The organism is Bacteroides sp. NSJ-39, from assembly GCF_014287315.1.
GTDB classification, from domain to species: Bacteria; Bacteroidota; Bacteroidia; order Bacteroidales; family Bacteroidaceae; genus Bacteroides; species Bacteroides finegoldii.
Genome location: NZ_JACOOB010000002.1, coordinates 23,430 through 44,597, shown reverse-complemented (window position 1 = coordinate 44,597; position 21,168 = coordinate 23,430). Strand labels below are relative to the sequence as shown.

The 21,168-nt window shown below is 45.1% G+C and carries 20 protein-coding genes; 3 read left to right on the top strand and 17 right to left on the bottom strand.

Annotated elements, in window-relative coordinates; translation table 11 throughout:
- Positions 1 to 31: 31 nt before the first annotated feature.
- Both H8S63_RS03025 and H8S63_RS03020 read right to left on the bottom strand, forming a co-directional pair.
- Positions 32 to 634, bottom strand: a complete 603-nt coding sequence (locus tag H8S63_RS03025; protein WP_186925699.1) for a ribonuclease HII — start codon at positions 632 to 634, stop codon at positions 32 to 34.
- An 88-nt stretch (positions 635 to 722) separates the two neighbouring features.
- On the bottom strand, positions 723 to 2,927 hold the full coding sequence (locus H8S63_RS03020; protein ID WP_007763251.1) for a sodium-translocating pyrophosphatase: 2,205 nt from the start codon (positions 2,925 to 2,927) through the stop codon (positions 723 to 725).
- 39 nt (positions 2,928 to 2,966) lie between these two features.
- Between H8S63_RS03020 and H8S63_RS19910 the strand changes: the two genes are divergently transcribed.
- Complete coding sequence (locus H8S63_RS19910; RefSeq protein ID WP_229091039.1) at positions 2,967 to 3,113, top strand: hypothetical protein; 147 nt, start codon at positions 2,967 to 2,969, stop codon at positions 3,111 to 3,113.
- Positions 3,114 to 3,273: 160 nt separating this feature from the next.
- Here the strand turns inward: H8S63_RS19910 and H8S63_RS03010 are convergent, their stop codons facing one another.
- The 8 genes from H8S63_RS03010 to rimP all read right to left on the bottom strand — a co-directional run bounded on the left by H8S63_RS03010 (position 3,274) and on the right by rimP (position 13,619).
- The gene (locus H8S63_RS03010) at positions 3,274 to 4,485 is read right to left on the bottom strand and encodes a cysteine desulfurase (protein ID WP_022276254.1); all 1,212 of its coding nucleotides are present in this window, start codon (positions 4,483 to 4,485) and stop codon (positions 3,274 to 3,276) included.
- Between the two features lie 8 nt (positions 4,486 to 4,493).
- Positions 4,494 to 5,837, bottom strand: coding sequence for a Fe-S cluster assembly protein SufD (gene sufD, locus H8S63_RS03005; RefSeq protein ID WP_029425929.1), 1,344 nt, complete (start codon positions 5,835 to 5,837; stop codon positions 4,494 to 4,496).
- A 2-nt stretch (positions 5,838 to 5,839) separates the two neighbouring features.
- The gene (sufC, locus tag H8S63_RS03000) at positions 5,840 to 6,592 is read right to left on the bottom strand and encodes a Fe-S cluster assembly ATPase SufC (protein WP_007756466.1); all 753 of its coding nucleotides are present in this window, start codon (positions 6,590 to 6,592) and stop codon (positions 5,840 to 5,842) included.
- A gap of 19 nt (positions 6,593 to 6,611) precedes the next feature.
- Positions 6,612 to 8,066, bottom strand: a complete 1,455-nt coding sequence (gene sufB, locus H8S63_RS02995; protein ID WP_007756465.1) for a Fe-S cluster assembly protein SufB — start codon at positions 8,064 to 8,066, stop codon at positions 6,612 to 6,614.
- Positions 8,044 to 8,574: a CvpA family protein gene (locus H8S63_RS02990; RefSeq protein WP_007763228.1), complete on the bottom strand. Its 531-nt coding sequence runs from the start codon at positions 8,572 to 8,574 to the stop codon at positions 8,044 to 8,046. Before H8S63_RS02990 ends, sufB begins: the two co-directional genes overlap by 23 nt.
- 78 nt (positions 8,575 to 8,652) lie before the next feature.
- The gene (gene infB, locus H8S63_RS02985; RefSeq protein WP_186925698.1) at positions 8,653 to 11,778 is read right to left on the bottom strand and encodes a translation initiation factor IF-2; all 3,126 of its coding nucleotides are present in this window, start codon (positions 11,776 to 11,778) and stop codon (positions 8,653 to 8,655) included.
- A gap of 105 nt (positions 11,779 to 11,883) precedes the next feature.
- The gene (nusA, locus tag H8S63_RS02980) at positions 11,884 to 13,149 is read right to left on the bottom strand and encodes a transcription termination factor NusA (RefSeq protein WP_007756462.1); all 1,266 of its coding nucleotides are present in this window, start codon (positions 13,147 to 13,149) and stop codon (positions 11,884 to 11,886) included.
- A 2-nt stretch (positions 13,150 to 13,151) separates the two neighbouring features.
- Positions 13,152 to 13,619 carry a ribosome assembly cofactor RimP gene (gene rimP, locus H8S63_RS02975; RefSeq protein WP_007756461.1) on the bottom strand — a complete coding sequence of 156 codons (468 nt, stop codon included), beginning with the start codon at positions 13,617 to 13,619 and terminating at the stop codon, positions 13,152 to 13,154.
- 172 nt (positions 13,620 to 13,791) lie between these two features.
- On the opposite strand from rimP, the gene H8S63_RS02970 reads away from it, so the two are divergent.
- Positions 13,792 to 14,187 carry a hypothetical protein gene (locus H8S63_RS02970; RefSeq protein ID WP_186925697.1) on the top strand — a complete coding sequence of 132 codons (396 nt, stop codon included), beginning with the start codon at positions 13,792 to 13,794 and terminating at the stop codon, positions 14,185 to 14,187.
- Between the two features lie 158 nt (positions 14,188 to 14,345).
- On the opposite strand, the gene H8S63_RS02965 is transcribed toward H8S63_RS02970, so the two are convergent.
- Entirely contained in the window at positions 14,346 to 15,044 is a 699-nt protein-coding gene (locus tag H8S63_RS02965; RefSeq protein WP_186925696.1) for a SprT family zinc-dependent metalloprotease, read from the bottom strand.
- Between the two features lie 129 nt (positions 15,045 to 15,173).
- Here H8S63_RS02965 and H8S63_RS02960 point away from each other — a divergent pair, with 129 nt between their 5' ends.
- Entirely contained in the window at positions 15,174 to 15,956 is a 783-nt protein-coding gene (locus tag H8S63_RS02960; protein ID WP_007756445.1) for a head GIN domain-containing protein, read from the top strand.
- 182 nt (positions 15,957 to 16,138) lie between these two features.
- On the opposite strand, the gene H8S63_RS02955 is transcribed toward H8S63_RS02960, so the two are convergent.
- From H8S63_RS02955 to H8S63_RS02930, 6 genes are all read right to left on the bottom strand, one after another.
- A complete protein-coding gene (locus H8S63_RS02955; RefSeq protein ID WP_186925695.1) occupies positions 16,139 to 16,618 on the bottom strand; it encodes a hypothetical protein in 480 nt (159 codons plus the stop codon).
- Entirely contained in the window at positions 16,608 to 17,117 is a 510-nt protein-coding gene (locus tag H8S63_RS02950; protein ID WP_186925694.1) for an RNA polymerase sigma factor, read from the bottom strand. The genes H8S63_RS02955 and H8S63_RS02950 overlap by 11 nt, the downstream gene beginning before the upstream one ends.
- A 60-nt stretch (positions 17,118 to 17,177) precedes the next feature.
- Positions 17,178 to 17,951 carry an acetylglutamate kinase gene (gene argB, locus H8S63_RS02945; protein ID WP_007756439.1) on the bottom strand — a complete coding sequence of 258 codons (774 nt, stop codon included), beginning with the start codon at positions 17,949 to 17,951 and terminating at the stop codon, positions 17,178 to 17,180.
- A 2-nt stretch (positions 17,952 to 17,953) separates the two neighbouring features.
- Positions 17,954 to 19,846 carry a biosynthetic arginine decarboxylase gene (gene speA / locus H8S63_RS02940; RefSeq protein WP_007756434.1) on the bottom strand — a complete coding sequence of 631 codons (1,893 nt, stop codon included), beginning with the start codon at positions 19,844 to 19,846 and terminating at the stop codon, positions 17,954 to 17,956.
- A 99-nt stretch (positions 19,847 to 19,945) separates the two neighbouring features.
- The gene (locus tag H8S63_RS02935) at positions 19,946 to 20,473 is read right to left on the bottom strand and encodes a shikimate kinase (RefSeq protein ID WP_007756430.1); all 528 of its coding nucleotides are present in this window, start codon (positions 20,471 to 20,473) and stop codon (positions 19,946 to 19,948) included.
- A 40-nt stretch (positions 20,474 to 20,513) separates the two neighbouring features.
- Positions 20,514 to 21,116, bottom strand: a complete 603-nt coding sequence (locus tag H8S63_RS02930) for a nitroreductase family protein (protein ID WP_007756427.1) — start codon at positions 21,114 to 21,116, stop codon at positions 20,514 to 20,516.
- Positions 21,117 to 21,168 lie beyond the last annotated feature (52 nt).

Sequence of the window (21,168 nt, the reverse complement as noted above, 5' to 3'; positions counted from 1 at the left end):
ACGGATGAGAATAGAAGAAGCCCAAACTGATTTAAAAACCTAAAGTCAGTTGTCCATCTCCCAACAAATTGAAGGTCATCCGATGGTAAGGAGTCGTTCCCCGTTCGGCAATAGCCGCGCGGTGCTTTTTAGTCGGGTAACCTTTATTGTGATCCCAATCATAATAAGGGAACTCCTCATGAAGACGATTCATATAATCATCTCTGTATGTCTTTGCCAATATAGATGCGGCCGCTATTGAAAGATACTTTCCATCCCCTTTCACAATCGTTGTATGAGGAATGCCGGGATATTTATTAAAACGGTTTCCATCGATTAGCAAATGTTGGGGACGAACAGCTAATTGATCAACGGCACGATGCATGGCCAGGAAAGAAGCGCGCAAAATATTTATCTCATCAATTTCTTCCGGTGAGACAACACCAACCGCCCAAGCCACCGCTTCCCGTTGTATGACCTCACGCAATGCGTAACGCTGTTTTTCCGTCAGTTGTTTGGAATCATTCAACAACTCATTCTTAAAATCTCCCGGAAGAATAACCGCAGCAGCATATACCGCTCCCGCCAGGCAGCCACGACCGGTCTCATCGCATCCTGCTTCAATCAGATTCTCATTTAAATAAGGTAATAACATCTTTATCGTTTTTATTTAGCTGCAAAATTAAACGAAATAAAAAAGGAGACCGTATTTCGCCTCCTTTTTCTTCCTTATTTCTCACTTTTTAGAATAAGCTCCAAGCAACAGTAAGCCCTGCCATCACAATAGCTACCATACTCATAAGCTTTATCAGAATATTCAAGCTCGGACCGGACGTATCCTTAAAGGGGTCACCCACCGTGTCACCCACTACCGTCGCCTTGTGAACCTCACTTCCCTTTCCACCGAAGTTACCTTCTTCCACATATTTCTTTGCGTTATCCCATGCTCCTCCGGCATTAGCCATAAAAATAGCCAATACAAAGCCACTACTTAAACCGCCAATCAACAACCCAAGCACACCGGGAACGCCAAAGATGAGCCCGGTAAAGATAGGAGCGATAATGGCAATCAAGGAGGGAACAACCATTTCCCGTTGAGCGCCTTTCGTAGAGATGGCAACACAACGTTCGTAATCCGGCTCCGCCTCTCCCGTCAGAATACCTTTAATCTCACGGAACTGCCGACGCACCTCATCTACCATGTGTCCCGCCGCACGCCCAACAGCATTCATTGTCAGTCCACAGAACAGGAAAGCCATCATCGAGCCAAGGAACATGCCTGAAAGAACTTTCGGGTTCATCAGGTTTACTTCATAATAATTCATGAAATCTACAAATGTGGCATTTGCCACACTGACAGTTCCACCATCCGGGAAAGTAAGCTCCACGCTTCCAAGACGTGTCAAGCCGATGCGTATTTCTTCAATATAAGAAGCCAGCAAAGCCAAGCCGGTCAGTGCCGCAGAACCTATCGCAAAACCTTTACCGGTAGCCGCAGTCGTATTTCCCAACGAGTCGAGCGCATCAGTACGCTTACGGACCTCAGCACCCAATCCGGACATCTCGGCATTACCACCTGCATTATCCGCAATCGGACCGTAAGCATCGGTCGCCAACGTAATGCCCAACGTAGAAAGCATGCCGACAGCCGCAATGCCGATTCCGTACAATCCCATTCCGACATTAGTGAAATCACCACCGGAAGCCAGCAGATAAGAAGCAATGATACCAACCACCACAGCAATTACGGGAATTGCTGTAGAAAGCATACCCAACCCTATACCGGAAATAATGACAGTTGCCGGTCCCGTCTTACCGCTCTCGCTCAACTTTTGTGTAGGACGATAGGATTGGGAGGTGTAATATTCCGTAGAACGTCCGATGACAATGCCGACCAGCAGGCCGACTACTACGGCACAGGAAATCAAAATCCAATTATCCAACTGCAAAAGCCATAGTATCAAAAAAGTGGCAACAACAATAAGTACCGAACTAAGATTTGTCCCAAATGCCAATGAGCCAAGCAAATCTTTCATCGTCGCATTCTCTTTAGTACGGACAGCGAATATACCTATAATAGAAAGAATGATTCCGACAGCTGCAATCAGCATAGGCGCAATCACTGCCTTAAACTGCATTGCCGTATCCGCCGAATGGATAAAGGCGGCAGCACCCAGCGCAGCCGTTGCCAGAATAGAGCCGCAATAGGATTCGTATAAATCAGCTCCCATACCTGCCACATCACCGACATTGTCACCGACATTATCGGCAATGGTAGCCGGATTACGAGGATCATCCTCCGGGATTCCGGCTTCTACCTTACCTACCAGGTCAGCCCCGACATCGGCAGCCTTCGTATAGATACCTCCGCCCACACGGGCAAAAAGCGCCTGCGTCGAAGCTCCCATCCCAAAAGTAAGCATGGTAGTGGTAATCACACAGAGTTTATGAGTAGGTGTCAGTGCATCAGCAGGAATCACCGCATTCAGCAACAGATACCAAAAGGAAATATCAAGTAAACCTAGACCGACAACTACGAGCCCCATCACCGCACCGCTCCGGAAAGCGATTCTTAACCCCGCATTCAGTGAATTGCGAGCTGCATTAGCGGTACGTGCCGAAGCGTAAGTAGCCGTTTTCATTCCAAGAAAACCGGAAAGACCGGAGAAGAAACCACCTGTCAGGAAGGCAATGGGAACCCATGCGTTTTGTACGTGAAAGCCGTATGCCATAATCGAAAACAAAATCACCAATCCCAAGAATACGCAACCTACTATTTTGTACTGTTGTTTCAAATAAGACATAGCTCCCTTGCGCACAGCAGCAGCTATCTTTATCATTTGAGGTGTACCCTCACTCTCTTTCATCATTTGCTTATGAAAGTAATAGGCAAAACAGAGGGCCAACACGGAAGCGACCGGAACCAGCCAGAAAAGAATGTCATCCATAGATCCAAAATTATTAAAGGGTTTACAATCGCTAAAAATATGGAAATCAATCGAAAAAAGCAAGTAAAAAAGAAAGAAAATCAAAAAGGGATGAATAGCAGTATCCATGAAAAAGTTGCAGCTATACCGTATGTATTTTACGATATAGCTGCCATTAATGTTAAAGAGAGAGAATTTATAATATAAGCATAGTCTCACGACCCTCCAAATATTCGTTTTATATATTAGACGCATCAAACTCCAAATAACTGCACTCGGAGGGAACTTTTTTTAGTTAAAGAATAAAAAAATCGCCATTCCTTCAAGGAACAGCGATTTAATATATGAGACTATTTTGTTTTATGGACTAAAACATACGGCTGACACGTTCGATTCCTGCCACCAATGCATCTACTTCAGCTTTCGTATTGTACATAGCAAACGAAGCTCTGACGGTACCTTCAATGCCAAGTCGCTGCATCAAAGGTTGTGCACAATGATGTCCTGTGCGGACAGCGATACCCAAACGGTCTAATAACGTCCCTAAGTCAAAGTGATGAATATTACCTACCAGGAAAGAAATTACAGCTCCCCTGTCGGAAGCTTCACCGAATATACGCATATCGGGAATTTCCTTCAATCGTCGCAAAGCGTAATTAGTCAGTTCATGTTCGTGATCCGCAATCCGTTCCATGCCGATACCGTTCACATAATCAAGGGCTTTCGCCAATCCGGTCGTACCGATATAATCCGGTGTGCCGGCTTCAAATTTGAAAGGAAGTTCATTGAACGTCGTTTTCTCGAAAGAGACATGCTGAATCATCTCTCCTCCTCCTTGATAAGGCGGCAGACGGTCCAACCACTCTTCTTTTCCATATAGCACGCCGACTCCTGTCGGTCCGTATATCTTATGGGCAGAGAACACTAGAAAATCGGCTCCCAAATCCTGCACGTCCACCTTCATGTGAGGAATGGACTGGGCAGCATCTACCAGGAAAGGCACACCATGGGCATGTGCTGTCGCAATCATCTCCTTGACCGGATTCACAGTGCCCAAGACATTGGAAACCTGGACTACACTGACAATTTTAGTACGTTCGGAGAAGAGTTTCTCATATTCATCCAACAATAGCTCACCTTTATCGTTCATCGGGATTACTTTGATGGCAATACCTTTGCGGGCTGCCAACAACTGCCAGGGAACGATATTGCTGTGATGTTCCATCACCGAAAGGATAACTTCATCTCCTTCTTCCATAAATTCATCACCGAAACTGGAGACAAGCAGGTTAATGCTTTCCGTTGTTCCCCGAGTGAAGATCACTTCGTTAGTAGTACGGGCATTAATAAACTGACGTACCGTCTCACGAGAAGCTTCATGCAGTTCCGTAGCCTGTTGAGAAAGATAATGTACGCCGCGATGTACATTTGCATTCACGGAGTAATATTCATCTACCAACGAATCGACCACCAGACGAGGCTTCTGCGTCGTCGCACCGTTGTCGAAATAAACCAAAGGCTTACCATAAACCGTACGGCTCAAGATCGGAAAATCCTCACGTATCTTTTGAATATCCATTTTTATGTTCATTTACAGATTGCACATCCCTGACATCTGTTCAACTCACCACGGAAACGTTTTTCCACCAACAGATGAAGGCGGTCCTTCAACGCATCCAGACGAATCGTATCAATCACTTCATTGACAAATGCAAACATCAACAGCAACCGCGCTTCTTTCTCCGCAATTCCACGTGCACGCATATAGAACAACGCATTTTCATCAAGCTGTCCCACTGTCGCTCCGTGCGAACACTTCACGTCGTCCGCATAAATCTCCAACTGGGGCTGTGTATACATCCGCGCATCACGGGTGGCGCAAAGATTACGGTTGGTTTGCTGGGAACTTGTATGCTGCGCATCAGGACGCACCAGTACCAACCCGGCAAAAGCACCTACCGATTGATCATCGAGCACGTATTTAAACAGCTCATTACTCGTACAGTTGGGCACTGCATGGTCAATACTCGTGTTGTTATCCACATGCTGGTTCTTATCAGCGATAGCCATGCCGCAAAGATTTATTTCAGCTCCCTCGCCTGCCAACAACACTTCGGTTGTATTACGGGTTGTACCGTTATGCAACGTCATGCCATTCAGAAGTACATTGCTGTTCGCTTCCTGCTTCACATACAGGTTGCTGAAACGCACCGTGCTGGTATGCGTCTCTTCCAACTCATACATATCGAATACCACATTCTCTCCGGCAAAAACCTCAATCACCTGCGTTGCCAGGAAATTCACGTTATCCATTGCATGGTCGCAAAGCAATAAACGTGCCTGCGCACCGTCTTCCAGAATAATCAGCACACGGCGATTGACCATAAAGTTGACATCCGCACGCAGGATGTTCACCAACTGAATAGGTTTTTCCACAACCACATTCTTCGGCACATAGAAGATAACACCATCCTGTGCAAAAGTCGTATTAAAAGCTGTCACACCATCTTTGGAGGTATCCGCCAACTTACCATAATACTTCTTCACCAACTCCGGATACTGTTCGGCCACCTCTTTCAGGCTACCGAAAATAACGCCCTCCGGTAAATGGGTTTTAGGGAGTGCCTTATTATAGAATGCGTCATTGACCACAAAATAAAGAGCTGTGCTCATGTTCGGAACATCGCACTTAAACACCTCATACGGATTGACCGGAATAGCAAGACGGTTCAGATTCAGACCGAAATCCGGTTCAAAATACTTGCTTACATCCGTATATTTGTACTTCTCCATCTTACGGGTCGGAAATCCGATTCGCTCAAAATCGGCAAAAGCAGCAGCACGAGGGGCATTTAACACCTCAGCGCTATGTTTGCAGATCATGGCTTCCGTTTGTGAGAAGAGATCTATGTATTGTTGTTCAGCATTCATCGTCATTCTCCTACTTCTTTCTTAATCCAGTCATAACCTTTATCCTCCAATTCCAGAGCAAGTTCCGGTCCGGCAGTTTTCACGATACGACCTTTGTAAAGCACATGCACAATATCCGGTTTGATATAATCGAGCAAACGTTGGTAGTGGGTGATGACAATCGTACTGGTTTCGGGAGTCTTCAGTTTATTTACCCCTTCGGCCACAATACGGAGCGCATCGATGTCCAAACCGGAATCCGTTTCATCGAGAATGCTCAAACGCGGTTCCAGCATTGCCATCTGAAAAATCTCGTTCCGTTTCTTCTCTCCACCGGAGAAACCTTCGTTCACCGAACGGTTAGCGAGCTTATTGTCCAGTTCAACAACCGCACGTTTCTCGCGCATCAGTTTCAAAAACTCACTGGCGGTCAGTGCAGGCAGACCTTTATATTTGCGTTGTTCATTCACAGCAGCACGCATAAAGTTTACCATGCTCACACCCGGAATCTCTACCGGATACTGGAAACTAAGGAAAATACCCTCATGACTGCGGTCTTCCGGACTCAGTTCTAACAGATTCTTTCCATAAAAAGTAACCGAACCTTTCGTTACCTCAAAAGCAGGATTACCCACCAATACGGAGGAGAGCGTACTTTTACCGGAACCGTTCGGTCCCATAATCGCGTGTACTTCGCCCGGCTTTACCGTCAGGTTAATGCCTTTCAATATCTCTTTGCCATTAATGCTGGCATGCAGGTCTTTTATCTCTAACATAATCTTGATTAAAATTCATTTATCCTACGCTTCCTTCCAACGAAATAGTAAGCAACTTCTGTGCTTCTACCGCAAATTCCATCGGAAGCTTATTCAATACTTCTTTCGCATATCCGTTCACAATCAGCCCGATAGCGTCTTCTGTCGGGATACCACGCTGATTGCAATAGAAAATCTGATCTTCACTGATCTTGCTCGTCGTAGCTTCATGCTCCACTACCGCCGTCTCATTGTGAATGTCCATATACGGGAACGTATGCGCACCGCACTTATCCCCCAGCAACAGCGAGTCACACTGACTGTAGTTACGGGCATTATCCGCTTTTTCCGCCACACGCACCAACCCGCGATAGGAGTTCTCGCTATGTCCGGCAGAGATACCTTTACTTACAATCGTACTACGGGTATTCTTCCCTAAATGAATCATCTTCGTGCCGGTGTCCGCCTGCTGAAAATTGTTTGTCACAGCTACGGAATAAAACTCGGCCGTCGAATTATCACCTGTCAGAATACAGGAAGGATATTTCCAGGTAATTGCCGAACCGGTCTCCACCTGCGTCCAAGAGAGTTTGCTGTCCACCCCTTTGCAGTTACCACGCTTCGTCACAAAGTTATATACACCGCCCTTACCTTCGGAATCTCCCGGATACCAGTTCTGAACGGTACTGTATTTCACCTCCGCACGGTCGTGTACAACAATTTCTACAATAGCGGCGTGCAACTGGTTCTCATCCCGCATCGGAGCCGTACACCCTTCCAGATAGGAAACATACGAATCATCATCCGCCACTATCAATGTGCGTTCAAACTGTCCCGTGTTGCGGGCATTGATACGGAAATAGGTGGAAAGTTCCATCGGACAACGTACTCCTTTCGGTATATAGACGAATGAGCCGTCCGAGAACACTGCCGAATTCAGTGCGGCAAAGAAATTGTCACGGTAACCCACTACCGACCCCATATATTTCTTTACCAAATCCGGATGTTCGCGCACCGCCTCACTGAACGAGCAGAAAATAATTCCCTTTTCCATCAGTGTTTCCTTGAATGTCGTCTTTACGGATACGGAATCCATTACCGCATCCACCGCCATCCCGCTAAGAGCCATCTGTTCTTCCAGAGGAATTCCCAGTTTATTAAACGTCTTTATAAGTTCAGGATCTACTTCTTCCATACTTTTCGGTCCCTCTTTCTTCTTCGTCGGGTCAGCATAGTATGAAATAGCCTGATAATCAATCTCCGGAATACGGAGATGTGCCCATGTAGGCATTTCCAGCGTCAGCCAATGGCGGTACGCTTTCAGCCGGAACTCCAGCAACCATTCCGGTTCGTTCTTTTTCGATGAAATCAAACGAATCACATCCTCATTGAGTCCACGCTCAATGACATCGGTATGCACTTCCGTGGTGAAGCCATATTTATACTTCTCCTGCGTCAGTTCCTTTACATATTTATTGGGTTCTTCTTGTTGCATCTTTATTCTCTAATATATATTGTTGAGTCATATTCTTTGCAGCAGGGAAAAAAATTCCCGCAAACGTCTCCATCGGATAATATAACAAGGATTCTTCCTTTTTTGTTGCACTAATTAACTTATTATCGCCATCCACAAACTCTATCGCTCCAATCACCACACTTGTCAATAACAGAAATTTAAGCGCTCCCAACCCGCTTCCCAGCCAACGGTTCAACCAGTTCAGCGAAATGGCTTTCATCGCTTTTGTCAGCAAGGAGGCAATCAGCACAAAAATCAACGGAACGGCAATCCATATCATTATGAAAGCCAATACCTGCGCAACGGTCATCGAATCTGTCACTGCCGGACAAAGCTTCTCCGCCAAAGAAGCATACAAAGCCTTTGCCGCCAGCAAACCGACTATCAATCCCAAGATAGAGGCCAACTGACGGATAAAGCCCTTTATAAAGCCTACAATCGCCCCTGCACCCACTACTATAAGGATTATTATATCAATCGTTGTCATATTCCTTTCTATAAAGAAAAAAGAGGCACGGAGTTATAATTCACTCTGTGCCTCCGTTTATTCTCAATACAGTACAGTTTATAATGTCTGTTTCACTTCTATTTCCTCGAATGTCTCGATCATATCGCCCACCTTCATGTCATTGCAATTCACCAGACTGATACCACACTCGAAGTTTGTACCCACTTCCTTCACATCGTCCTTGAAGCGTTTCAAAGCGTTGATGTTTCCGGTAAAGATAACGATACCATCGCGAATCAAACGAGCCTTGTCGCTGCGTTTCACCTTTCCGGTCTTCACCATCGCACCGGCTACAAGTCCCACCTTCGTGATGTTGAATACTTCACGCACTTCGATCGTAGCTGTCACCTGTTCTTTCAGTTCCGGTGCCAACATACCTTCCATAGCGGCTTTCACCTCCTCGATTGCATCATAGATGACAGAGTATTTGCGGATATCGACACCTTCCTGTTCCGCCATCTTAGCGGCAGCACCCGAAGGACGTACCTGGAATCCGACGATAATCGCATCTGAAGCGGCAGCCAGAGAAACATCCGACTCGGAGATTGCTCCCACACCCTTATGGATTACATTAACCTGGATCTGTTCGGTAGACAACTTAATCAAGGAGTCGCTCAATGCTTCGACAGAACCGTCCACGTCACCCTTCACAATGATGTTCAATTCCTGGAAGTTACCCAAAGCGATACGACGACCCAACTCATCCAATGTAAGGATTTTCTGCGTACGCAAGCCCTGTTCGCGAGCCAACTGCTCACGTTTGTTGGTAATTTCACGGGCTTCCTGATCGCTTTCTACCACGTGGAATGTGTCACCTGCGGCAGGAGCGCCATTCAATCCCAGAATCAATGCCGGTTCGGCAGGTCCTGCTTCCTTAATACGCTGATTACGTTCGTTGAACATTGCCTTCACACGTCCGTAGCTTGTTCCTGCCAATACGATGTCTCCCACTTTCAAAGTACCGTTAGATACCAGCACAGTAGCTACATATCCACGTCCCTTGTCCAATGAAGATTCGATGATGGAACCCGTAGCATTACGGTTCGGATTCGCTTTCAGATCAAGCATTTCCGCTTCCAGCAATACCTTTTCCAACAAATCTTCCACACCTATGCCTTTCTTGGCAGAGATATCTTGTGACTGATATTTACCACCCCATTCTTCAACGAGATAGTTCATGGCAGCCAGTTCTTCCTTAATCTTATCCGGATTTGCCGTCGGCTTATCAACCTTATTAATGGCAAAGACAATAGGCACACCTGCCGCCATCGCATGGTTGATTGCTTCCTTTGTTTGCGGCATGACGTTATCATCGGCAGCTACAATAATAATGGCGATATCCGTTACTTTCGCACCACGGGCACGCATAGCGGTAAACGCCTCATGACCCGGAGTATCGAGGAATGTGATACGGCGTCCGTCCTCCAACTTCACATTATATGCACCGATATGCTGTGTGATACCTCCGGCCTCACCGGCAATCACATTCGCCTTACGGATATAGTCAAGCAATGAAGTCTTACCGTGGTCAACATGTCCCATCACCGTAACAATCGGAGCGCGCGGTTCCAGATCTTCCGGAGCGTCTTCCTCTTCCACAATAGCCTGAGCAACTTCCGCACTTACATATTCGGTCTTGAATCCGAATTCTTCAGCCACCAGATTGATTGTTTCAGCATCCAGACGCTGATTGATGGAAACCATGATACCGATACTCATACAAGTGGCGATTACCTGGTTGACAGAAACATCCATCATCGTTGCCAGTTCATTAGCCGTAACGAATTCGGTCAGCTTCAACACCTTGCTGTCCGCCATTTCCTGATCTTCCAATTCCTGCATACGGTTGGAAGCCATCTCGCGTTTCTCTTTACGATATTTGGAAGTCTTATTCTTACCTTTGGTTGTCAGACGAGCAAGAGTCTCTTTTACCTGCTTTGCTACATCTTCCTCGCTTACCTCCTGTTTGATAACCGGTTTCTTGAAGCGATCCTTATTATTATTTTTACGGTTATTATTGCCACCCTGGTTGTTGCCACCATTGTTACCGCCTTTGCCTTGCACATTCGGTCTCGGAGCAGCAAAGCCCGAAGTAGCCACGTTGTTCACGTCCACCTTCTCTTTGTTGATACGGTTCCGTTTTTTCTTGTTTCCGGCTGCGTCAACATTATCTTTCACTCCACCCTTCTGCAGTTTCGAGTCATCCTTGCGAATCTCTTTGATGATAGCTTCTTTCATCAACTTCTTCTGATCCTGACGGATTTTCTCTTTCTCTTCACGTTCACGGCGTTTCTCTTCCTTCGATTTTTTCTTAGGACGGGTAGACTGGTTCAATGCAGCCAAGTCAATCTGACCGATTACATTGATTTTCGCACCCAATTCCGGTTGACGGATCTTGAATATCTCTTCTTCTTTAGAAGTTTCTTTCTCTACTTCTACCGTTGCCTCCGGGGCTACTTCCGCCGATACTGCTTTCACAGGTTGTTCCATGCTGTTATGTTCTTCCGCCTTCACAGGTGCAACTTCTACCTTCGGCTCTTCTTTAATCACTTCCTCCACTACTTTTTCAACTTCTGCCGGTTGCTTTTCCACTATAGGTTCCGGCTCTTTCACCGGTTCCGGTTTTACAGCCTCCGGTTGCTTCACCGGCTCTGTCTGTTTGACCGGTTCAACTTGTTTAGCCACAGGTTCCGCCTGAACAGGTGCTACCACCTCTTCTACCTTCACCTCAGGTTCCTTCCTCACTTCCGGTTGAGCTACTGGACGTCCTTCAACAGTTTCTTTCTTCTGTTCCGGTTCTTTCTCAACTTTCTCAGTTCTACGACCGTTCAATTTATCCAAGTCAATTTTCCCGACAGGTTTAAACTTCGGGCGTGCATCCTCCGGTACGACTGTTTTGATCACATCTTCCGACTTCGGTTTTTCCGGTTGCTTTTCAAAGCCTTCAATCGAAACCGACGCCTTATTACGATCCTTATTCTGACGTTCCTGAATGAAACGCTCCGACTCAAGTCTAAGGTTCTTATCTGTACTAAACTCTTTTACGAGTATAGCGTATTGCTCCTCGCTAATTTTTGTATTAGGATTAGCCTCAACGGTATACCCCTTCTTTTGCAGGAACTCAACTACCGTCGCGATTCCTACGTTCAAATCTCTTGTAACTTTGTTTAACCTTATCGTCATATTTTAAATTTAATGAATAAATGGAGCTTTAAGAAGTTGAGAGTGGAGAATTGAGAGTTGAGAGTGGAATGAGTATGGATTTCTTTCACTCCCAACTCTCAATTTTCAATTCTCACTTTCTTCAAACTCCGATTTCAAAATGCGTATTACCTCGTCCACCGTCTCTTCTTCCAAGTCCGTCTTTTCAATCAACATCTCACGAGGAGCATTCAACACAGCCTTCGCCGTATCGATGCCGATAGCTTTGATAGCGTCGATCACCCATCCGTCGATTTCGTCTCTGAACTCGTCGAGATAGATATCCTCATCAGCTACACTCTCATCCAACTCACGGAACACGTCGATAGTGTACTCAGTTAACATACTGGCCAGTTTGATATTCAAACCACCTTTACCGATAGCCAGCGAAACTTCTTCCGGTTTGAGGAAAACCTCCGCTTTCTTCTCTTCCTCATTCAGACGGATAGAAGAAATCTTAGCCGGGCTTAAAGCGCGCTGTATAAACAATGAGATGTTCGATGTGTAATTAATTACGTCGATGTTCTCATTGCGAAGTTCACGAACAATGCCATGAATACGACTTCCCTTTACACCTACACAGGCTCCTACAGGGTCGATTCTGTCATCGTATGATTCCACCGCAATCTTGGCACGTTCGCCGGGAATACGGGCAATCTTCTTGATGGTAATCAAACCATCATTAATTTCGGGTACTTCCATCTCGAACAGACGTTGCAGGAAAACGGGAGAAGTACGTGACAAGATAATCTTAGGATTATTATTCTTGTTGTCCACGCGGGCAACCACCGCACGGGCCGTTTCACCTTTACGATAGAAATCGCTTGGGATTTGCTCCGTCTTCGGCAACAGCAACTCGTTTCCTTCATCGTCCAGAAGCAACATTTCCTTTTTCCAGATTTGATAAACTTCTGCATTGATGATTGTACCTACCTTATCTATATATTTATTATAAATACTGTCTTTTTCCAATTCCAGAATCTTGGAAGCCAATGTCTGACGGAGATTCAGGATAGCACGACGACCGAATTTGGCAAAGATCACTTCGTCAGTCACCTCTTCACCCACCTCATAGGAAGCGTCGATTTTCTGCGCTTCACTCAATGAGATCTGCATATTCGGGTTCGTCAGGTCTTCATCGGCCACAACTTCACGGTTACGCCATATCTCGAAGTCCCCTTTGTCCGGGTTCACGATCACGTCGTAATTCTCATCGGTGCCAAACATTTTCGCGATAACACTACGAAACGACTCTTCCAGTACGCTAACCATCGTCGTTCTATCGATATTTTTCAGTTCCTTAAATTCCGAAAATGTATCAATCAAGCTGATTGTTTCTTCTTTTTTGGCCATAACTATTTAAAGCTAATTAAGTATTTAGTATATTTTATTTGCTCGTAAGTGAAGGTTTCGTCCTCTTCCACCAGTTTCGGACGCTTAGCACCTTCCATTTTCACTTTCTTCTGTACAGACACTGTAAATTTCTCTTCATCTGCATGTTTCAGAACACCGGTCAGTTTCTGTCCACCCTTAGTCATCACTTCCACTTCCTGTCCGATGTGGATGTAATACTGTTGCAGCACCTTAAAGGGCTGTCCGATACCGGCCGAACCCACTTCCAGTTCATAATCCTCCTCTTCACGGTTCAGTTTCGACTCTATGTAGCGGCTAAGCTCCACACAATCTTCAATCCAAACACCTTCTGCATGGTCTATCTCAACCACGATCTTGTCATCCGGGCTTACGGTCACTTCTACTAGAAAGTAGTCTTTTCCTTCCAGCCACTCTTCTACAATCTGACAAACAGTTTTCTTTTCTATCATTTATTAACTATATAAGAACAAAAAAAGGAGCTTAATCGCCCCTCCACCTTTCATCCGTTTTCGGTTGCAAAGATATAAATAATCTGTTCGACTACAAAACATTAAAGAAAAAAAGTATGAATTAACAGCCTTATCTTTGTATCTTTACACCGCAATTAAAAAAATAAGCACTATGGCACATCGTCTAAACACCAATAAACAGTTCATGGTAGGCAACGGAATTCTGGCTTTTGCCGTCATCTTTGTCGTGGTTATTTTCGTATACATGAGTATGCGGCTACAACGGGAAAAGCAGGAAGAATGTCATTTCATCGAAAGCTACACGATCAGTCTGGTAAAAGGTTTTGCCGGAGATTCGATTTCTTTGTTCGTCAACGACAGTCTTATCTCCAATAAAACCATATCGGAAGAGCCTTACACGGTAGAAGTAGGACGTTTTGCAGAACAAAGCGCTTTATTGATCGTAGATAATAACACAGAATTAGTCTCTACATTTGATCTTAGCGAAAAAGGAGGGGCTTATCAGTTTGAAAAAGAATCGGACGGGATTAAACAATTAGCCAAATAATAAAGACATATCCCCCTATTACGTATCATAACGAACCATCATCAGGAATGTATAAGATTTAGAAGACAGCCAGAAATAGGAGCTTACAAGGCTTTACCCAAGATAGAATAAACTAAGTTCGTGACAATGCGAGAATATTATCTTGGCTGTAAAGCATTTTATATTTCCGTACGGTACTTTCTCAATTCTCCCCGCAAGGTCAATGCTTTTCCTTCTGTAAATTGATTAAGTAACGCCCAGAATCGTTCGCTATGATTCATCTCGCGGGTATGGCATAATTCGTGCAACAACACGTAGTCTATCAAATGAGAAGGCAGCAAAACCAGGTAATAGGATAAATTAATAGCTTTTCGAGCCGAACAACTCCCCCATCTGCCCTGACTGGAGTTTATTTTCACACTCGAATAGGGCAATCCGCATTGCTTGGACAAGAAGTCCAAACGTGAAGGCAGAATACTTTTGGCATTTCGCCTCAATGATTCTTCAATAACCTTATGCAACCAGCTTTGCAGTTTTTCATCTGTAAAATCAGCATGAGGCGGACAAACGATCTCCATGACACCCAACCGGGAATTAGCCAGAAACTGATCTTTCCCGCCCGACACCAAAGATAGTTTAAAATGCTCCGCATCAATCTTATAATTCAAACCAATCAACGGACGAGCGATTTTTTGCCGGGAGGCCAGAAGTTTTCCACGCAGGTTCTCTATGGCCAGTTTCACTTCTTTCAGGGTGGTACCAGGAGGAACTGAAACATAAACAGCATCACTCTTGGTACGAAACACAAGACTTCTCGCACGTGAATTGACGCGTATCACCAAGCGCCCTAACTCATCATCTTCTATAATCTTATCCATTATAATCCTCCTATCAACAGCCACAAAAGTAATAAAAAAGAAGACGCTAACGAAAAACTTTATGGAAGATGCAACTTTAGATCAAATTCTTCCGTCTAACCATTATATCAATCATAAAAAAGCGTAATTATGAAAACAAGTTTATTGCTCGTATTAGTCACGGGAATGTTTCTAGTACTTACTGCCGGCTCTTGCTTGCAGGGAAAACACATCGTAGGCAGCAAGAATTACATCTCCAAAGAAGTGAAAGCCGACCACTTCAATGAAATCAAACTAGTGGGAAGTGCCAACATCAGTTATTGGCAAGACACATGCAGCCATGTCGAAATTCATGGTTCCGACAACATCATACCACTTATAGAAACGTATGTGGAGGGTAGTACATTCATTATAAAATTCAAGAAGAATGTCACTATCTGGAAAGGAAAACTGGAAATAAAAGTTTTTGCTCCGGAGCTGAATAAACTGTCGGTCAACGGTTCAGGAAATATAAGATTAATCAATGGGATACAAACCTCTAAAGATATTGAATTCCACATCAACGGTTCGGGCAACATTCAGGGAGAAGGATTCAATTGCCAAAAAATGGCCGTTTCAATTAATGGCTCGGGAGATGTAAGACTACAACAAATAGAGAGTCAGGAATGTCAAGCAAGTATTTCCGGTTCGGGCAATATCAATCTGAACGGCAAAGCCATTCAAGCGAGCTATTCTATTGCCGGATCAGGAAATATTCAGGCCGCCGATTTGCAGGCAGAAAACACAGACGCAAGCATTAGCGGCTCCGGCAACATCAGTTGCTATGCCAGTCAGAAGCTGGTTGCCCGCGTCAAAGGAAGCGGTGATATTGCCTATAAAGGAGATCCTCAAGAAGTGGATGCTCCAAGAAAAAATATACGGCAGATCAAATAAAGACAGTTTAAATAAAGACCGTTTAAAAGCATAAAAGGGCTACTGCATCACGCGGTAGCCCATTTATTTAGTTAGTTTTAATCTAAAAAATTGAGAGAATTGAAAACTTCACAGTTTCGCCTTCGTTGTTGTTTTAATTAAGCACACTAACTATATTATATGTTTAAAGCAAATGAAAATGTCTATTCGTTCATAACGTGCGCCTTATGATCAATCCTCGCCAAACTGTCAACGAGTGCCTGATCCGCTTTCACGTCATTCGAGATTGCGACCGACGGTGCGGTTACCTGCTTACCAATGGTATCTGCCGCCAATACACTTCCGTCATCTCCGGAGAAAGAATGTTGTGCCACATTCCCCAAAGAAAGGATGATTGCAATTACGGCAGCCGCCTTGAAGAGAGGAACGAAGCGACCGACCAGCGTCAAGCGTTTTGCTTTTACCACCACCGGCTCTACCTCTGCCAGAATACGCGCGTCAAAGTCTTCGCCCAGCCCTACCTCTTGCTGAACCTGTTGATAAACGAACAAGTTCTTATAACGGAGCAGATGAGCCGGAACTTCTTCCTTTGCGAAGAAGTCGCGCAATGCCGCTTCCTCCTCAACGGAAGTCTCGCATTGCCAATATCGCTCCAAGAGCTGTTCTATATCCTTATAATCCATATTCGTCAATTTCTAAATACCTTTGTTTCACCTTTTGTCTGGCTCTGAACAGATTTACTTTTACCTGTTCTTCGGTCAGATTCAGAAGGGCTGCAATTTTTTTATAGCTTTCACCTTCAATGTCCCTCAGTTGCATGATAAGCCGCTGTTTTTCGGGAAGTTCGTCGACCAGCCTGTTAATGATCCTCATTTTTTCATCATGAACCATCCGGTCATACGGACTATTGGCATCAGGCTCCTCCTCCATTTCCGGAGTGAGTTCCACATTCTGAGCTTCTTTCTTCTGACTCCGGTCTATCGCCAGATTCTTTGCCACAATCAGGCAATAGGCTTCGACCGATTCGAATTGCAACCACTCATCACGCTTGTTCCACACTCTTATCATGGTATCCTGAACGACATCCTCGGCTTCAGCTCTATCCAGAGTAATTCTGAGAGCCAATCGAAAGAGTTTATCTTTCAACGGCAAAATATCGTTTCGGAAGCTGATTTCTTGCATCTCTATAATAATGACGGGCTAGGATACGAAAAGTTACAGGCGCCCACTACTTTTTTTGAATTATTTTTTTATTTTTGTTCCTCCATTGTCGTTAATCGCTGACGCTAAGGTGATTATCACTTCCGACACCCCCGCATTTATTGCTTCAAAAGAGTTCTCCAACTTCGGAATCATACCGCCTTGAATAACGCCGTCGGCTACGTATTGTTCGAATTCGGCACGGGTAATCTGCGGAATCACACTATCGTCATCGTTCTCGTCACGCAGCACTCCTTTCTTTTCGAAACAATACACCAACGTCACATCAAACAGTGCCGACAAAGCCTTAGCCGTCTCTCCGGCAATCGTATCCGCATTGGTATTCAGCATATTTCCCTGTCCGTCATGTGTCAACGGAGCCATCACCGGAACAACTCCTTTGTGTATCAAATCCGACAGTAAAGTTGCATCCACCTTTTCCACATCCCCAACAAATCCGTAATCCACATCCTTGACCGGACGTTTCACCGACCGGATCACATTCATATCCGCCCCGGTCAATCCGAGTGCATTCACTCCACGCGCCTGCAGTCCGGCAACAATACTCTTATTGACCAAACCGCCATACACCATAGTTACCACTTTCAATGTCTCCACATCAGTAATACGGCGACCATTCACCATTTTGCTTTCAATGCCCAGTTGTGCGGCAATCTTTGTAGCCGACCGACCACCGCCGTGAACCAGCACTTTGTGTCCTTCAATGGCAGCAAAGTCATTTAACAACTGACGAAGGGTGGCTTCCTCTTCTACGATTTTGCCACCCACCTTAATTACTGTTAGTTTTTCTCTCATTATTATTCCAAATACGTATATCCATAAAGTCCCGAACGGTAGTTGGAAAGAAATTCTTTTCCCTCTTCCAAAGAGATCTTACCCTCTTTCACCGATTTCGTCACCCAAGTTTCGAGTGTACGTACCAGTTTCTTCGGACTGTATTGCACATAGTCCAATACTTCCGCTACCGTTTCTCCATCAATAATCTGTTCGATACTGTATCCCTTCTCATTCACCGAAACGTGTACGGCATTCGTGTCACCGAACAAGTTATGCATATCTCCCAAAATCTCCTGATAAGCCCCCACCAGGAAAACAGCGACATAATAAGGCTCCGTTTTCTTCAAAGCATGTACAGGCAGATAATGAGCAACATTACGCGTAGAAATAAAGTTGGCAATCTTACCGTCCGAGTCACAGGTTATATCCTGCAAAGTAGCCGAACGTTCGGGCTTTTCATCCAACCGCTGTATAGGCATAATCGGGAATATCTGGTCAATCGCCCAAGAGTCCGGCAGTGACTGGAACAACGAGAAGTTACAGAAGTATTTATCCGCCAACAGCTTAGACAATCCCCGGAATTCATCAGGCGCATGTTTCAAACCACCGGCAATCTGATTGATCTCACGAGTGATCGACCAGTACAGACGCTCGATCTGCGCACGGGTCTTCAAGTCCACGATTCCATGACTAAACAAATCCAACGCCTCTTCCCTGATCTGCTGCGCATCATGCCAAGCCTCCAACATCTTATTCTGGTTCAGTGTATCCCAAATGGCATACAATTCCTGCACCAGTTCATGTGCATCCGGAGCAATCTCCTCTTCATCGTCCCATTCGGGCAAGGTAGCCGTTTCGAGCACCTCAAAGATAAGTACCGAATGATGCGCCGTCAAGGCACGGCCACTCTCTGTTATGATGTTCGGATGCGGGATACCGTTTTTGTCACTCACGTCCACCAAAGTGGAAATCGAGTCGTTCACATATTCCTGGATCGAATAATTGACACTCCCCTCACTGCTGGATGAACGTGTTCCGTCATAATCGACTCCCAATCCGCCACCGATATCGACGAACTCGACCTTGAATCCCATCGAATGAAGTTGCACATAGAACTGTGAAGCCTCGCGCAAGGCGGTCTTGATGCGGCGGATCTTCGTCACCTGACTTCCGATATGGAAATGAATCAACTTCAGACAATCCTTCATGCCCTTACTTTCCAGAAAATCGAGTGCTTCGAGCAACTCACTGGAAGTCAAGCCGAACTTGCTGGCATCTCCTCCCGACTCTTCCCACTTTCCGCTACCGGAAGAAGCGAGTTTGATACGGATACCGATGTTGGGTTCCACATTCAGCTGTTTTGCCATCTTCGCTATCAGCTTCAGCTCGTTCATCTTCTCCACAACGAGGAAGATACGTTTACCCATTTTCTGGGCAAGCAAAGCCAGTTCTATATAACTTTCGTCTTTATAACCATTGCAGACAATCAATGAGTCGGAATCCGTATTGACGGCAATCACCGCATGGAGCTCAGGCTTGGAACCGGCTTCCAGTCCAAGATTGAACTTCTTTCCGTGACTGATAATTTCCTCCACTACAGGGCGCATCTGGTTGACCTTGATCGGATAGATAATAAAGTTCTGCGCTTTATACCCGTATTCCTCAGCCGCCTGTTTGAAACAAGACGACATCTTTTCAATACGGTTGTCCAGAATATCCGGGAAACGTACCAGCATAGGGGCTGCCACATCCCGCAACTGCAACTCGTCAACCAATTCTTTCAGATCGACAGTCACTCCGTCTTTACGCGGTGTAACAACGACATGTCCTTTGTCATTAATACCAAAGTAGGAGGTCCCCCAACCCGTGATGTTGTAGAGTTCCTCAGAATCTTCAATACGCCACTTTCTCATTTTTCTGTAATTCAGTATTTTTAGTAAATAATTGGAGGGCAAAAATACAGATTTATCTACATCTTGCCAATTAATTGCCTATTAATTCGTTCAATTATGTTATAATCCGAGAAGTTGTTGCAAACGTTGCACCGATGTTTCAATCTGCCATCGGTCTTCCAATTCGTCCGCATTAAAGATATAATGTGCCTGATGATAAAAAGGCGCGCGTTTTTCAAGTGCCTGTATGATAAAAGTTTTCAACTCGTCATCTTCTTTTCCCTGAAGGATGGGACGCTGCTGCTTGGCCACACGCAAGCGTCTGAACAGCACATCGGGATGCACATCCAGAAAAACCGTCTTACCTGCCCGATTCATAAACTCCATATTATCAAAAAAACAAGGCGCTCCCCCACCCGTAGAGATTACCACATTCTCGAACTCGGCTACCTCATGAAGCATATTCCTCTCCAGCTCCCTGAATCCGGCCTCACCCCGTTCTGTGAATAACTCTCCCACCGTTTTGTGGAAACGCTCTTCGATATACCAATCCAGATCAATGAACGGTATATTCATCTTGCGGGCAAAAGCCTTGCCCAATGTCGTTTTTCCGGCGCCCATATAGCCGGTAAGGAAGATACGAATCATAAATGACTAATTTTACCTGCAAAATTAGTCATTTATTTCATTATTTAAAGATTTTCACTCTTTCTTCGAGTGGTTGGAATTCTTTTTCTCCCGGTTTTTCGGCAGGAAGCCCGAACGGCATTTCGGCAATCAAGTGCCAATGCTCCGGCAAGTTCCATGTCCGACGCACTTCCTCGTCAATCAACGGGTTATAATGTTGCAATGACGCTCCGAAGCCCACATCTTCCAGCATTGTCCACATAGCCAGTTGGTGCATGGCGGAAGTTTGCAGCGACCATCCCGGAAAGTTTTCCTGATAGGAGGGAAAAGCTTCCTGAAGCCCTTTGACTACTTTCTGATCTTCAAAGAACAACACAGTTCCATATCCACAGGCAAATGAGTGGTCTATCTTCTCCTCTGTTTTCACAAAGGCGTCTGCCGGCACAATCTTCTTCAAAGCGTCTTTCACGATTTTCCACAATTTCTTGTGAGACTCACCCAGCAGTAACACCACGCGTGTGGACTGAGAATTAAATGCCGAAGGCACGTGACGAACAACCGTACTCACGATACACTCGATTTCCTGATCGGATATAGGTGACTGATTAGTAATTGAATAGTAAGTCCGACGATGTTTTAATGCTTCACTAAAAGATCTTTCCATAATATATCCTTTCTTATATATGATATTTCTTAAACTCTCTTTTTTTTATAAC

What these genes read in the sequence shown, in the direction of transcription:
- H8S63_RS02970 (WP_186925697.1), top strand. Translation starts at nt 13,792, where the DNA reads ATGGCACATCGTCTAAACACCAATAAACAGTTCATGGTAGGCAACGGA.
- H8S63_RS02965 (WP_186925696.1), bottom strand. Translation starts at nt 15,044, where the DNA reads ATGGATAAGATTATAGAAGATGATGAGTTAGGGCGCTTGGTGATACGC.
- nusA (WP_007756462.1), bottom strand. Translation starts at nt 13,149, where the DNA reads ATGGCCAAAAAAGAAGAAACAATCAGCTTGATTGATACATTTTCGGAA.
- H8S63_RS19910 (WP_229091039.1), top strand. Translation starts at nt 2,967, where the DNA reads ATGGAAATCAATCGAAAAAAGCAAGTAAAAAAGAAAGAAAATCAAAAA.
- H8S63_RS02930 (WP_007756427.1), bottom strand. Translation starts at nt 21,116, where the DNA reads ATGGAAAGATCTTTTAGTGAAGCATTAAAACATCGTCGGACTTACTAT.
- H8S63_RS03010 (WP_022276254.1), bottom strand. Translation starts at nt 4,485, where the DNA reads ATGGATATTCAAAAGATACGTGAGGATTTTCCGATCTTGAGCCGTACG.
- H8S63_RS02960 (WP_007756445.1), top strand. Translation starts at nt 15,174, where the DNA reads ATGAAAACAAGTTTATTGCTCGTATTAGTCACGGGAATGTTTCTAGTA.
- H8S63_RS02955 (WP_186925695.1), bottom strand. Translation starts at nt 16,618, where the DNA reads ATGGATTATAAGGATATAGAACAGCTCTTGGAGCGATATTGGCAATGC.
- argB (WP_007756439.1), bottom strand. Translation starts at nt 17,951, where the DNA reads ATGAGAGAAAAACTAACAGTAATTAAGGTGGGTGGCAAAATCGTAGAA.
- sufB (WP_007756465.1), bottom strand. Translation starts at nt 8,066, where the DNA reads ATGCAACAAGAAGAACCCAATAAATATGTAAAGGAACTGACGCAGGAG.
- infB (WP_186925698.1), bottom strand. Translation starts at nt 11,778, where the DNA reads ATGACGATAAGGTTAAACAAAGTTACAAGAGATTTGAACGTAGGAATC.
- H8S63_RS02935 (WP_007756430.1), bottom strand. Translation starts at nt 20,473, where the DNA reads ATGATTCGTATCTTCCTTACCGGCTATATGGGCGCCGGAAAAACGACA.
- rimP (WP_007756461.1), bottom strand. Translation starts at nt 13,619, where the DNA reads ATGATAGAAAAGAAAACTGTTTGTCAGATTGTAGAAGAGTGGCTGGAA.
- sufC (WP_007756466.1), bottom strand. Translation starts at nt 6,592, where the DNA reads ATGTTAGAGATAAAAGACCTGCATGCCAGCATTAATGGCAAAGAGATA.
- speA (WP_007756434.1), bottom strand. Translation starts at nt 19,846, where the DNA reads ATGAGAAAGTGGCGTATTGAAGATTCTGAGGAACTCTACAACATCACG.
- H8S63_RS03020 (WP_007763251.1), bottom strand. Translation starts at nt 2,927, where the DNA reads ATGGATGACATTCTTTTCTGGCTGGTTCCGGTCGCTTCCGTGTTGGCC.
- H8S63_RS02950 (WP_186925694.1), bottom strand. Translation starts at nt 17,117, where the DNA reads ATGCAAGAAATCAGCTTCCGAAACGATATTTTGCCGTTGAAAGATAAA.
- H8S63_RS03025 (WP_186925699.1), bottom strand. Translation starts at nt 634, where the DNA reads ATGTTATTACCTTATTTAAATGAGAATCTGATTGAAGCAGGATGCGAT.
- H8S63_RS02990 (WP_007763228.1), bottom strand. Translation starts at nt 8,574, where the DNA reads ATGACAACGATTGATATAATAATCCTTATAGTAGTGGGTGCAGGGGCG.
- sufD (WP_029425929.1), bottom strand. Translation starts at nt 5,837, where the DNA reads ATGAATGCTGAACAACAATACATAGATCTCTTCTCACAAACGGAAGCC.